Origin of the sequence: Clostridium sp. D53t1_180928_C8 (assembly GCF_015667795.1) — a bacterium.
Taxonomy (GTDB): domain Bacteria; phylum Bacillota; class Clostridia; order Clostridiales; family Clostridiaceae; genus Clostridium.
This window is the reverse complement of the sequence record NZ_JADPEL010000036.1, coordinates 21,309-34,252: the sequence shown is the minus strand read 5'-3', so window position 1 is coordinate 34,252 and position 12,944 is coordinate 21,309. Positions and strand designations below refer to the sequence as shown.

Genomic DNA, 12,944 nt, shown 5'->3' with positions numbered 1-12,944 from the left:
AATTATAAATTTATATATATTTTTTTATTTTCCTTATAAAAGAAAAATTATATTTATACTTTGTTATTATGCCTATAAATAAGTATTTTTATTTTTTATAACTTTTCTCTATTCTTACTTATACTAAACTTTCAATGTATAAATGTTAAACATAGTAATATTAAATTTTCTTCAATCCCTTTATTTATAAGGTTACCAAAAGAATTTTTATTAAAATATTTTTTTCAAAAATATTGATTTTTCATTCACAAGTCTATATAATAACATTGTTTGTTTAGTAATTTTAAACCAATAGTTTAGTAATAGTTATTATTAAATTATTCGAAAGGCAAGGTGAAATTGTGCAAATTGGGGATAAAATAAAACGAATGAGAATTGAAAAAGGATTAACACAGGAAGAGCTTGCTAATAGATGCGAATTATCTAAAGGTTTTATATCTCAACTTGAAAATGATATAACTTCACCATCTATTGCCACCTTAATAGATGTATTGGAAATATTAGGGACAAACCTTAAAGAGTTCTTTAGTGATGATAAAGATGAAAAAATCACTTATACATATGAAGATATGTTTGAAACTGAAAATAATGATTTAAAATATAAATTGATGTGGTTAGTTCCAAATGCACAAAAAAATGAAATGGAACCAATAATGATAACATTAGATCCAGGTGGAAAATATACAGAAGAAGAACCTCATGAAGGTGAAGAATTTGGTTACGTATTATCAGGAACCATAACTCTACATCTTGGAGACAAATCATATAAAGTTAAAAAAAATGAGAGCTTCTATTTTAAGCCTAGATCAAATCATTACATAAGTAATAGTGGAAAGACACCTGCTAAAGTTATTTGGATTTCCACTCCACCATCATTTTAAGTTCAATTAACTAAATCTTTGATTTAGTTAATTGAACTTACTCCATTGTCTAGTAATGGAATACGTTAATATTAAAGAAAGAGGTGTTTTTTTTGAGTCAAAATATTATCGAAATACAAGGTGTTTCTAAGTTCTATGGTGATAATACTGTTTTAGATAACCTTTCATTAAATATACGTAAAAATGAATTTTTAACTTTACTTGGTCCTAGTGGATGTGGTAAAACAACTACGCTTAAAATTATAGCAGGCTTTGAAACTGCAGATAATGGTAAGGTTGTCTTTGATGGAAATGATATATCTAACCTACCGCCTTACAAAAGACAATTAAATACAGTATTCCAAAAGTATGCATTATTCCCTCATATGAATATATATGAAAATATTGCTTTTGGATTAAAAATTAAAAAACTTTCTAAAGAAGAAATTGATAAAAAAGTTCGTGAAATGTTAAAAATGGTTGCTCTTGAAGGATTTGAAAAAAGATCTGTTGATTCATTAAGTGGCGGTCAACAACAAAGAGTTGCTATTGCAAGAGCTCTAGTAAATGAACCCCAAGTTCTTTTACTTGATGAACCTTTAGGTGCATTAGATTTAAAACTTAGAAAAGAAATGCAATTAGAGCTAAAAAAAATTCAAAAGAGACTTGGAATCACATTTATATTTGTAACTCATGATCAAGAAGAGGCTCTAACAATGTCTGATACTATTGTCGTAATGAACAAGGGTGTAATTCAACAAATGGGTAGCCCTGAAGATATATATAATGAACCTGCTAATGCATTTGTTGCAGATTTCATTGGAGAAAGTAACATATTAGATGGAATTATGCTAGAAGACTTTAAAGTAAAATTCTCTAACGCAACTTTCAACTGTGTAGATAAAGGTTTTAAACCAAATGAAAAAATAGATGTTGTTGTAAGACCTGAAGATATCGCAATTACTTCTGTTGAAAATGGAATGTTAGTTGGTAAGGTTAATTCTGTTACTTTTAAAGGTGTTCATTATGAAATTGAAGTTGAACAAGACAATACTAAGTGGATAATACATAATATAAAAAGTGCTAAGGTAGGAAGTACTGTTGGATTAATTATTGATCCTGAAGCAATACATATCATGAGAAAGGTAAGTAATTATGAAAAAGAAAAATAATCAAGGTTTTCTTCCAGCATCTCCCTACATTGCTTGGAGCTCACTTTTTATTGTTATTCCACTTTTAATAGTAGTTTTCTTTGCCTTTACTATAAAATCAGGTGATAATTATAAATTTTCATTAGAAAACTTTCAAAGATTACTTGATCCTAATTACTTAAAAGTTTTTAGTAGAAGTTTACTTTTAGCTGCTGAAGCAACCTTAGGATGCCTTATCCTTGGATATCCTGTTGCTTATTTAATCTCTAAAATGAGAGAAGGAAAAAGAAATATATTAATAATGCTATTTATTGTTCCTATGTGGATGAACTTCCTACTTAGAACTTATGCTTGGTTACCTATTTTAGGTAAAAATGGTCTTATTAATACTTTCTTAGTTAATATAGGACTTAATCGTATAGATATACTTTATAATGATTTTGCAGTACTTTTAGGTATGATATATAACTTTTTACCATTTATGATATTACCTATTTATACTGTACTTACAAAAATGGATAAAGATTTAATAAATGCAGCATCTGATTTAGGTGCAGATAGAAAAAAAATCTTCATAAAAATAGTTTTACCTTTAAGTATGCCTGGAGTAATCTCTGGAATTACAATGGTATTTATGCCTGCTGTATCTACCTTTGTTATTTCTAGAATCCTGGGCGGTGGGCAATATATGTTACTTGGTAATTTAATAGAAACTCAATATACAACAATGGGCGATTGGAACTTTGGTTCTGCTATTGCTATATTTATGATGATTATAATTTTAATTTCAATGGCCTTCATGAATAAATTTGAAGGTACTGATGATAAATAAGGAGGATATTTATTATGGTAAAAAAACTTGAGTCTTTCATTAAAAGATTTTACCTATTATTAATTTTTGTATTTTTATATACACCAATAGTTACTTTAATGGTATTCTCCTTTAATGATTCAAAATCTATGGGAAAATGGAGTGGCTTTACTCTAAGATGGTATACCAACCTTTTTCAAAATGCTAGAATAATGGAAGCCTTAAAGTATACACTAATAATAGCTATATTATCTTCTATTATAGCTACAATAATAGGTACCTTGGCTGCCATAGGAATTCATAAAATGAGAGGTGTACCAAAAAAGACTTTATTAAACATTAATAATTTACCGGTATTAAATCCAGATATAGTTACTGGTATATCTATAATGAGTTTATTTATTTTTATCTTTCCTTTTCTAAATAGAATTGGAATAAATGCTCAGTTTGGATTTACAACTATGCTTTTAGCTCATATTACTTTTAATATTCCATACGTTATATTATCTGTACTTCCTAAGCTAAAGCAACTTCCTAATAATATAACTGAAGCAGCCTTAGATTTAGGTGCAACACCTGGGTATGCAATGAGAAAAATAATCTTACCTCAAATTCAGCCTGGTATTGTTGCCGGACTTTTAATGGCTTTTACAATGTCTATTGATGATTTTGTAATTAGCTTCTTTACTACAGGCCCTGGAGTTACTAATTTATCTATAGAAATTTACTCTATGGCAAGAAAAGGTATAAATCCTTCAATAAATGCATTATCTACTTTAATGTTTTTAACAGTATTAATTTTATTATTAATTGTAAATAGAAAAGAATTTACTTCAAGGGGTGAATAAATTGAAAAAATTTAAAAAATTAGCTGCTTTAATTGCAACTACATTATTAACAACTTCTCTTTTTGCCGGATGTGGAAATAATAGCGCAGGAGAAAATGGAACATTAAACTTCTTCAATGTTGGTGATTATATTGATGAAGCTCTTATTAGAAAATTTGAAAAGGAAACTGGTATTAAGGTAAATTATTCAACTTATGATACTAATGAAATAATGTACCAAAAAGTTAAAACTAATCCAGGTACTTATGATTTAGTAGTTCCATCTGATTATATGATTGAAAAAATGATAAGTGAAAATTTATTAGAAAAAATAGATTTTAATAATATTGCTAATTATCACTATATAGGCGATGATTATAAAAATTTATCTTATGATCCTACTAACGAATATTCTGTACCTTATATGTGGGGAACTGTAGGTATAATATATGATAGTACAAGAATAACTGATCCTGTAGATAGTTGGGATATTCTTTGGGATTCTAAATACAAAGATGAAGTATATATGTTTAACTCACTTAGAGATGCTATGGCTATTGGATTACTTAAGGATGGATATTCTATAAACTCTACTGATCCTACTCAAATAGATAATGCTAGAGATGTTTTAATTGAACAAAGAAGTTTAACTAATCCTGTTTATGTTGTGGATGAAGTTAAAGACAATATGATTGCTGGTGAAAAAATGCTTGCAACTGTTTGGTCTGGTGATGCAATTTATATAATGAACGAAAATCCTGATATGAAATACGTTATACCTAAAGAAGGATCTAATAAATGGGTAGATGCTTTATGCATCCCAACTGGTGCGAAAAATAAAGCTCAAGCTGAAGCATTCATTAACTTCTTATGCGATCCTGAAAATGCTAAAGAAAATGTAGATTATATAGGATACTCTACTCCTAACACTGCTGCTTATGATTTACTTGATGAAGAAACTAAAAATAACCCAGCAGCATATCCTTCAGATAAAACATTATCTAAATGTACCTTATTTGTAGATTTAGATCCTGAAGTATTAAAATTATATGAAGCTGCTTTTACAGAAGTTCTTTCTCAATAATAAAATATAAAAACTAAAAAGAGGATTCAAACTTGACTCCTCTTTTTTTATTTTTTATATTTAAATACAAATATAAAGCTTTACATTTTAAACTTAAAATTAGGAAACCATATTTTTATTTCTCTCTTTGAACTTTCAATTGAATCTGATGCATGTACGCAATTTTCTGTTATTCCCTTAGCATATTTTTTCCTTATTGTTCCTGCCTTTTGTTCTTTGGGATTTGTAGCTCCATTTATCTCTCTAACCTTACTAATACACTCTTTTCCTTCTAATATTAATGCACATACTGGACTTCGTGTAATAAATTGAATTAATGAACTGTAAAAACTCTTTCCATAATGCTCTGAATAATGTTCTTCTGCTATTTTTCTTTCTACTAATTCCATTTTCAAAGCAACAATCTTTAATCCATTTTTCTCATAAAAACTTAGTATATCCCCTATTATATTTTGCTCTACAGCATCTGGCTTAATTAACACTAATGTTTTTTCCATGCCCCACCCCTAAATTTTATTTTACTCATAGCATTATATGATATATATATCATTTTTATATATGTTATAATTCTAGATATATATAATTATAAGGAGGTTTTTATGGTTAGATATTACATAATTCTTGAAGGCCGTGTACAAAGCGTAGGTTTCAGATTCTTTTGTACAATGAATGCTCGCACAACTGATTTAACTGGCTGGGTTAGAAATATGGATAATGGCATGGTGGAAATGGAAGTTCAAGGTGAAGAAAAAGAAATTGAAAAATTCATCAAAACCCTAAAAAAAGGAAATCGCTTCATAAGAGTTGACGAACTATATCAAAAGAAAATAGAGGTAATACCGCAAGAACGTACCTTTACAGAACGCTATTAAATAAAACTGCGAACTAAAGCTTAGATGCCGCGATGCCGAAAATTAATTATATAACCTCCATTAAGTAATATAATTTCTTCCGGTGATATTATTAATTTTTCTCTATCACTGGCTTTAAAGCTTAAGTCTGCAATTTAAGCCGAATTTTCCTAAAGTTAACGACTCCTGCTACAAATTTATAGCAGGAGTCGTTAACTATAAGTCGGGGAACTAAGAAAAACAGCGAAGAGAAAAAATGAAATATTAATTTGGATGGAATCATTGAAATTAAGCTGTAGAATTTAATAATTGATATAGTAAAATTTGCGTCAAGAAGTTTTTACTGTTTGAAGCTTTAGCAAATTTTACGGAATCAATTATATAAATTCAAGAGGAAAATTTCACCGCTTACCGGAAAAGTAATATTTCATTTTTCGTTCTCACTGTAGTTTGCAGTTTAGTCATATTGCATTAGGTTATATTTTTCAATAAGTGATATTAATTTATCAGCATATATTGGCTCTCCCCCCTCATTTTTAACCGTACTATATCCTGCATCTTCTAATGCTTGAGCTTGACTTTTATAGTTTTTTGCATTAAATAATCCATACTCTGCATACCTTGAGTTTTCATATAAAAACTTTCCATGATCTTCAATAGATTCATTAATATTATCGTACTTTCTAAAATTAGCTACTGTAGAATCATTATAATTTTCACTGGTTGTTATAGTTGCAATTGCTCCATTCCATCTTGAGTCTGCTTTAATTCCAAATAAATTATTATGAGTAACTGCTAATTCAGAATTACCCCAGCCAGATTCCAATATGGCTTGCGCCATAGTTATTGATGGTAATATTCCATATTTATTATAATTATTTTTAGCTCCTTCTGAAATTTTTTGTACAAAGCCCATTTTTTCATTATCTATATATGTATTAGAATATACTTGTTGATTGCTAGTCTCTAAATTTTCTCCTTCCGTAACATTTTCCTGCTCTTTATTCTCCATAACAGCTAATTCCTGTAAACTGTTTATTTCATTAGAACCGTTCTCCTTCAAATTAAAAATCATTATATATAATATAACAATTGTAAATATACTAGCTAAACATACTTTTCCTAGCTTTATTTTTTTACTTTTTTGTGCATAAGTTCTCAAGCCATCATACTTAATGTTTTTTCTCATTTTCAACTCTCCTATAAATTTAAAATACTCTATATATACAGTTAGTATTTTTATCTTAAAATTCTTTATGCATTTTAAGTAATTATTTTTCATTCTTTCATTTTTTATCACATTTAATAATATGAACTTATTACACCTTTAATACTTAAGTTTTTAAAGAAAATAAAGAACCTATGTATATTTTAAAAATATACATAGGTTCTTTATTTTCTTAATTAATCTGTAATTTTTTTTCTTTTACTATATCATTTTCTCTTTTTAACTTTTCAAAAAACTCATTAGTTTCATTTATTACCACATGTCTTAATGCTATTAATCCAACTAAGTTTGGTAATGCCATTAATCCATTTACTATATCTGCTATTATAAATACTAAATCTAACGATAAGAAAGGTCCTACCCCTACAAATATTATAAATATAATTTTATACGCCCTTATTCCCTTAACTCCTGTTAAATACTCAATACATCTTTCTCCATAATAATTCCATCCTATAATAGTAGTAAATGCAAAGAATATTAATCCTATATTTACTATATACTTTCCTACTATAGCAAAAGGTAATCCTTGTTGAAATGCTGCAGTAGTCATTGCTGCTCCTTCTAACCCACTATCAAAGCTTCCAGTTAAAACTATAGCTAAACCTGTCATTGTACAAATTATTATTGTATCTATAAATGTTCCAGTCATTGAAATTAATCCTTGCTTTACTGGAGATTTAGTTTTAGCTGCTGCCGCTGCTATAGGTGCACTTCCTAAACCTGCTTCATTAGAAAATACTCCTCTTCCAACCCCTCTTTGAATTGCTATCGCTACAGTTATACCAGCTGCACCACCTAATGCCGCCCTAGGATTTACTGCACTATGAATTATTAGCATTATAGCTTCTGGTATTGCCTTAAAATTAAACATTAATACCATTAATGCTCCTAATATATATATAATCGCCATTGATGGAACTATTTTTTCAGCAACTTTAGATATTCTCTTTATACCACCTAATGTAACTAATGCTACTAATATAGTTATAATTAATGCACTAACCCAAGATGGAATATTGAATGTAATATTAGCTGCTGATGCTATAGAATTTACTTGCCCAAATGTTCCTATTCCTAAAAGTGCTACTCCAACACCAAAAACAGCAAACATTTTAGCTAAAAACTTATTTCCTACACCTTTTTCTATATAGTACATAGGTCCACCAGACATTTGTCCATTTTCATCTACTTCTCTATACTTAATTGCTAAAACACCTTCTGCATACTTAGTTGCCATCCCAAAAAATGCTGCTACCCACATCCATAAAAGAGCTCCTGGCCCTCCTGCTGCTATAGCAGTAGCAACACCTACTATATTACCTGTACCTATTGTTGCTGATAAAGCTGTACATAGTGCTGCAAAACTTGATACATCACCCTTTGCTTCATCATCACACTCTTCATCATCTTTTGAAAATAAATATTTTAATGCTAATGGAAGCTTAAATATTTGTAATAATTTCAACTTAAATGTAAAGTATAAACCTGTTCCAACTAATAATATTAATAATGGTGGTCCCCATACAATATCATTAATTCCTCTTAATATTTTTTCAATCACCTCAAAAATTTGCATAAAAAAATCCCCCTTAAAAATTAATTTATAGGAGGAGATTAAAAGTAATTGTAAATTTTAAAATAATGTGAATACACTTGATAAATTACAAAACAATTTATAGTTAATGGCCTTCAGCCAATTAAGGAAGAAAGTGAATCAGAAGTTTCTAAAATATATACTTAAAGAAATTACTAAATAATTTCATCCTTAACTTTCATTTTACTTTGCAATATTATCTAATTATTCACTATTAAATTTTACTCTAAACTACTTTTATCCCCTGTCCTTTTACCTGAGAGTTTCAGTTTAATATTAATTAAACCTTGCTCCTTCGGTGCTCTAATATGAGTCTCTCCAGAGGCTCGTCCAGTAACGGTCCTAATACCTGAAAGATTTACTTCTTCGGTGGATTTAAATCGCTCTCCCATTACCTTCATCCGAACATATTAAATTATAAAGTCATTATATACATTAATTTAAATAAAATCAATATATTTTTTCATTTTTTTACATTTTATATAATCTATTTATTGCACTTATTATAGATTTTATTGATGCACGTGTAATATTACTATCAACTCCAACACCAAATGTTTTCTTTTCTATATCATTTCTTTTCATGTAAACATAAGCTGCTGCCTCTGCTTCTGATCCCTTACTTAATGCGTGTTCTTTATAATCCATAATAGATATATTTATTAGATTACTATTATATAAAGCCTTTCCTAAAGAATCTATAGGACCATTTCCAACTCCCTCTATATCCATTTCTACATCATTATATTTAATTCTAGCCTTAACCTTAGTAGTTTCATTTTCTCCATGATCCACATCAGATATAGATATATTTATTAATTTAAATGGTTCCTGCAATTCTAAGTACTCATTCTTAAATGCCTCTAAAATTTCATTTGGTTGAACTTCACCTTTTGCTTCTGATATTTTTTGTACTACTTCGGCAAATTCTTGCTGCATTACTTTTGGTAACTTATATCCAAAGCAATGATCCATTACAAATGCTACACCACCTTTTCCAGATTGGCTATTTATTCTTACTAAAGGTTCATATTCTCTTCCTAAGTCATTTGGATCAACAGGTAAATATGGTACTTCCCATAATTTTGCTCCTCTTTCCTCATACTTCTTCATACCTTTATTTATAGCATCTTGATGCGAACCTGAGAATGCAGTAAATACTAAATTACCTGCATAAGGATGTCTTACATGAACAGGTATCTTAACACATCTTTCATATATTTCTATTATCTCATTTATATTTTCAAGATTTAACATTGGATTTACTCCATGTGAAAACATATTGTATGCAACAGTAAGCACATCAACATTTCCAGTTCTTTCTCCATTTCCAAACAAAGTACCTTCTACTCTATCTGCTCCTGCTAAAAGTGCTAACTCAGCATCTGCTACACCAGTACCTCTATCATTGTGAGGATGTACACTCACTATTATTCTACTTCTATCCTTAAAATTTTTACACATATATTCTATTTGATCAGCAAATACATTTGGCGTATCCATTTGAACTGTAGATGGAAGATTTATTATTATTTTATTATCTTGTGATGCTTCCCAAACATCTGCTACTGCATCACATACTTCAAGTGCATAATCTACTTCTGTTCCCGTAAAACTTTCAGGAGAATATTCTAAAAATATTTTTCCTTCAAAATCAGATGCATACTTTTTAACAAGCCCTGTTCCCTCTATAGCAATTTTCTTGATTTCATCTCTACTCATATTAAAAACAACATCTCTTTGTAGTACTGATGTAGAATTATATATATGAACTACAGCTTGTTTAACTCCTTTTAACGCTTCAAAAGTTTTTTCTATTAAGTGTGGTCTCGCCTGTGTTAACACTTGAACCACTACATCATCAGGAATATAATTTTCATCAACCAATTTTCTTAAAAAATCATATTCTATCTTAGACGCTGATGGAAAACCTACCTCTATTTCTTTAAACCCCAATTTAACTAACAAATTAAAGAACTCTATTTTTTCATCTATATTCATTGGATTTATAAGAGCTTGATTTCCATCTCTTAAATCAACACTACACCATATTGGTGCTTTTTCAATAATATTGTTTGGCCAAGTTCTTTCTCTAAAATTTATTGTTTCAAATCTCCTATACTTACTATAATTTAACACCTATAAAAGCCCCCTTTTAAATTTAAAATATAATAAATTTGAAATACATTATTTAAAATTAAGTAAAAAAAACACGCAAACACACCTTATATTGGAGCGTGTTTGCGCGGTACCATCCAAAAATTATACTTAATTAAAATAACGGTATTATCCGATAAAGACTACTATAATTTCATCTTTATAGCTCATGAGCAAGTTCAAAAATATTGATTTATAGACTTACAGCAACCGTCTACTCTCTGAAAAACAATTATTTTTTACTACTCTCAATCCTTGCCTATATTATAATGTTTTTTATAATATTACTATAACAGTATATTTTTGTCAATATAGTAATATTTTTTATTTTTCTATCCTATTTCTAATTTCTCCATTATAAAAAGCCTTTATATTTTCTATAACTTCCTTAAACAACCTTTCTCTAGCTTCTACACTTGCCCAAGCTATATGTGGTGATAATATCACCCTATCCTTATTTTTCATTAATAAAAGTGGATTGTTTTCTTTTATTGGCTCTACCTCAAATACATCTAAAGCAGCTCCTCTAAGTTTCTCTTCATCAATTGCTCTAGCTAAATCTTCTTCAACAACAATAGGTCCTCTCCCCATATTAACTACTATAGTTGAATTTTTCATTTTGCATATTGCATCATAATTAATTAACCCTGTAGTATTTTCATTTAATGGTGCATGTATTGAAATAATATCACTATCAGCTAATAATTCATCAAATGATACTCTATTAAATTCACAGCTTAAATTTCTTCCTGTTGTTGAATAATATATTACATTTGCCCCAAAAGCTTCTGCTATTTTAGCTACTCTTTTACCAATATTACCAAGACCTATTATACCCCATGTTTTTCCCTCTATCTCATAATAAGGCTTATCTAAACATGTAAATAATTTTGATTTTGAATATTCGCCACTCTTAACATATTTATCATAATAAACAACTTCATCTAATAAAGCTAATGCTGCTGCAAATGTATGCTGCACAACTGCACTAGTAGAATATCCAGCAACATTAGCTACTCCTATCCCCTTTTCTTTAACGTATTCTATATCTATATTATTAAATCCAGTAGCTACCTCTGCTATAAATTCTAAATTTTCTGCTTCACTTAAATTTTCTCTGTTTAAAACTACTTTGTTAGTTAATATTATATTGGCTTCTCGTACTCGCTCCTTCACTTCGTTAGTATTTGTAGTATCATAGTATTTAACTTCACCTATTTCATTTAATCCTTCTAAATTAACCTCGCCTAAAGTTTTTCCATCTAAAACAACTATCTTTTTCATTATAAATTCCTCTCTTTATTTAAATAAATAACAAAAAGACTACTTCATAAAAGTAAATACATAAAGAGCTTAATATTTTATAAGTTAACTATTGAACTCTGTATTTTTCTTTGAAATAGCCTGTACTATACTAAGTTGGTGCAGATAGTGGGACTTGAACCCACACGAGTAATTCCCTCAATAGACCCTCAATCTATCCTGTCTGCCTATTCCAGCATATCTGCATAAATGACTCTCATTATAATTTTAAATTACTAGAAATATAAATTCAATCATTATTTTCCATCTAATCCTTTAATGATTTTAAAATTTTAGCTATATTATCAATATCTTCTATTGTTAAGTCATCATAATTATCTAGCATACTCTTTACATCATCTATTACAATATCTTTATATGTTTTTTTCACCCCTTTTCTACCACCAACAATATATAATGTTAAACTTGTAGTTATAACTCCAATAACTCCTATACCTATTATCATTAATAATACGGCAATTGTCCTTCCTAGTTGAGTTTTTAGTAAAACATCTCCATATCCAACAGTTGTAAATGTAACAAAGCTCCACCATAGCGCATCTCCTATAGACATTCCCTCTACTAAGGAAATTAAGACAGCACCTATAACAATAAATATTGTTGATATTACTAATAAAAAATTCAGTCTACTTTTACGTATCTCATCTTTAACTCTAATTTTAAATTTTATGGCACATATTATAAGCATTATAAACTTAATTATTTTTATACAATATGATGGATTAATCATATTAGGTAAAATTGTAAATCCCAATACCTTTATATAAACCTTTATAGGGAAAATTGAAAGCAAATCAACTATATTTCTTCTTATAAAACTTCTTTTACCTTTACTTATTGCTAATCTAGTAAAATAATCTCCTATAAAAATTAATCTTACTATATTATCTATATAATAGAAACTCCATCTAACTTCATTTGGTATATTAATAAATATTTCAATTACTAACATCAAAGAAAGCATAAGTGCTAATAATCCTATAAAAAAATCATATATACTTTTTTTACTCATGAAACTTATATCCTTTATAAATATTATTTAATATATTTATATT

Annotated in this window: 12 protein-coding genes, 1 tRNA gene, 1 riboswitch and 1 other annotated feature; of the genes, 6 read left to right on the top strand and 7 right to left on the bottom strand. The window is 28.5% G+C overall.

Annotated features, from left to right (window positions below):
* Positions 1-341: 341 nt before the first annotated feature.
* The 5 genes from I4V51_RS15850 to I4V51_RS15830 all read left to right on the top strand — a co-directional run bounded on the left by I4V51_RS15850 (position 342) and on the right by I4V51_RS15830 (position 4,733).
* Positions 342-881 carry an XRE family transcriptional regulator gene (locus I4V51_RS15850; RefSeq protein WP_195989410.1) on the top strand — a complete coding sequence of 180 codons (540 nt, stop codon included), beginning with the start codon at positions 342-344 and terminating at the stop codon, positions 879-881.
* A 92-nt stretch (positions 882-973) separates the two neighbouring features.
* The gene (gene potA, locus I4V51_RS15845) at positions 974-2,032 is read left to right on the top strand and encodes a spermidine/putrescine ABC transporter ATP-binding protein (protein ID WP_195989409.1); all 1,059 of its coding nucleotides are present in this window, start codon (positions 974-976) and stop codon (positions 2,030-2,032) included.
* A complete protein-coding gene (locus I4V51_RS15840; RefSeq protein ID WP_195989408.1) occupies positions 2,016-2,843 on the top strand; it encodes an ABC transporter permease in 828 nt (275 codons plus the stop codon). Before potA ends, I4V51_RS15840 begins: the two co-directional genes overlap by 17 nt.
* A gap of 14 nt (positions 2,844-2,857) precedes the next feature.
* Positions 2,858-3,670, top strand: coding sequence for an ABC transporter permease (locus I4V51_RS15835; RefSeq protein WP_195989407.1), 813 nt, complete (start codon positions 2,858-2,860; stop codon positions 3,668-3,670).
* Position 3,671: 1 nt separating this feature from the next.
* Entirely contained in the window at positions 3,672-4,733 is a 1,062-nt protein-coding gene (locus I4V51_RS15830; RefSeq protein WP_195989406.1) for an ABC transporter substrate-binding protein, read from the top strand.
* 80 nt (positions 4,734-4,813) lie between these two features.
* Here I4V51_RS15830 and ndk read toward each other — a convergent pair whose 3' ends face one another.
* Positions 4,814-5,230: a nucleoside-diphosphate kinase gene (gene ndk, locus I4V51_RS15825; protein ID WP_195989405.1), complete on the bottom strand. Its 417-nt coding sequence runs from the start codon at positions 5,228-5,230 to the stop codon at positions 4,814-4,816.
* A 102-nt stretch (positions 5,231-5,332) separates the two neighbouring features.
* On the opposite strand from ndk, the gene I4V51_RS15820 reads away from it, so the two are divergent.
* On the top strand, positions 5,333-5,605 hold the full coding sequence (locus I4V51_RS15820) for an acylphosphatase (protein ID WP_195989404.1): 273 nt from the start codon (positions 5,333-5,335) through the stop codon (positions 5,603-5,605).
* Between the two features lie 436 nt (positions 5,606-6,041).
* Here the strand turns inward: I4V51_RS15820 and I4V51_RS15815 are convergent, their stop codons facing one another.
* The 6 genes from I4V51_RS15815 to I4V51_RS15790 form a co-directional block, all read right to left on the bottom strand.
* Positions 6,042-6,773, bottom strand: coding sequence for a glucosaminidase domain-containing protein (locus I4V51_RS15815; RefSeq protein WP_243281530.1), 732 nt, complete (start codon positions 6,771-6,773; stop codon positions 6,042-6,044).
* A 211-nt stretch (positions 6,774-6,984) separates the two neighbouring features.
* On the bottom strand, positions 6,985-8,391 hold the full coding sequence (locus I4V51_RS15810; protein ID WP_195989402.1) for a sodium:alanine symporter family protein: 1,407 nt from the start codon (positions 8,389-8,391) through the stop codon (positions 6,985-6,987).
* Positions 8,392-8,643: 252 nt separating this feature from the next.
* A riboswitch (glycine riboswitch) is annotated at positions 8,644-8,741 on the bottom strand.
* Between the two features lie 139 nt (positions 8,742-8,880).
* Positions 8,881-10,548 (bottom strand): 2-isopropylmalate synthase, encoded by a 1,668-nt coding sequence (gene leuA / locus I4V51_RS15805; protein WP_195989401.1) that lies wholly within the window; start codon positions 10,546-10,548, stop codon positions 8,881-8,883.
* 89 nt (positions 10,549-10,637) lie between these two features.
* Positions 10,638-10,831, bottom strand: a binding site (T-box leader).
* 59 nt (positions 10,832-10,890) lie between these two features.
* Positions 10,891-11,850: a D-2-hydroxyacid dehydrogenase gene (locus I4V51_RS15800; protein ID WP_195989400.1), complete on the bottom strand. Its 960-nt coding sequence runs from the start codon at positions 11,848-11,850 to the stop codon at positions 10,891-10,893.
* Positions 11,851-11,986: 136 nt separating this feature from the next.
* Positions 11,987-12,074, bottom strand: a tRNA-Leu gene (locus I4V51_RS15795).
* A 62-nt stretch (positions 12,075-12,136) separates the two neighbouring features.
* The gene (locus tag I4V51_RS15790; protein ID WP_195989399.1) at positions 12,137-12,901 is read right to left on the bottom strand and encodes a potassium channel family protein; all 765 of its coding nucleotides are present in this window, start codon (positions 12,899-12,901) and stop codon (positions 12,137-12,139) included.
* Positions 12,902-12,944: the final 43 nt, after the last annotated feature.

What these genes read in the sequence shown, in the direction of transcription:
- I4V51_RS15840 (WP_195989408.1), top strand. Translation starts at nt 2,016, where the DNA reads ATGAAAAAGAAAAATAATCAAGGTTTTCTTCCAGCATCTCCCTACATT.
- I4V51_RS15835 (WP_195989407.1), top strand. Translation starts at nt 2,858, where the DNA reads ATGGTAAAAAAACTTGAGTCTTTCATTAAAAGATTTTACCTATTATTA.
- ndk (WP_195989405.1), bottom strand. Translation starts at nt 5,230, where the DNA reads ATGGAAAAAACATTAGTGTTAATTAAGCCAGATGCTGTAGAGCAAAAT.
- I4V51_RS15820 (WP_195989404.1), top strand. Translation starts at nt 5,333, where the DNA reads ATGGTTAGATATTACATAATTCTTGAAGGCCGTGTACAAAGCGTAGGT.
- I4V51_RS15815 (WP_243281530.1), bottom strand. Translation starts at nt 6,773, where the DNA reads ATGAGAAAAAACATTAAGTATGATGGCTTGAGAACTTATGCACAAAAA.
- I4V51_RS15810 (WP_195989402.1), bottom strand. Translation starts at nt 8,391, where the DNA reads ATGCAAATTTTTGAGGTGATTGAAAAAATATTAAGAGGAATTAATGAT.
- I4V51_RS15800 (WP_195989400.1), bottom strand. Translation starts at nt 11,850, where the DNA reads ATGAAAAAGATAGTTGTTTTAGATGGAAAAACTTTAGGCGAGGTTAAT.
- I4V51_RS15790 (WP_195989399.1), bottom strand. Translation starts at nt 12,901, where the DNA reads ATGAGTAAAAAAAGTATATATGATTTTTTTATAGGATTATTAGCACTT.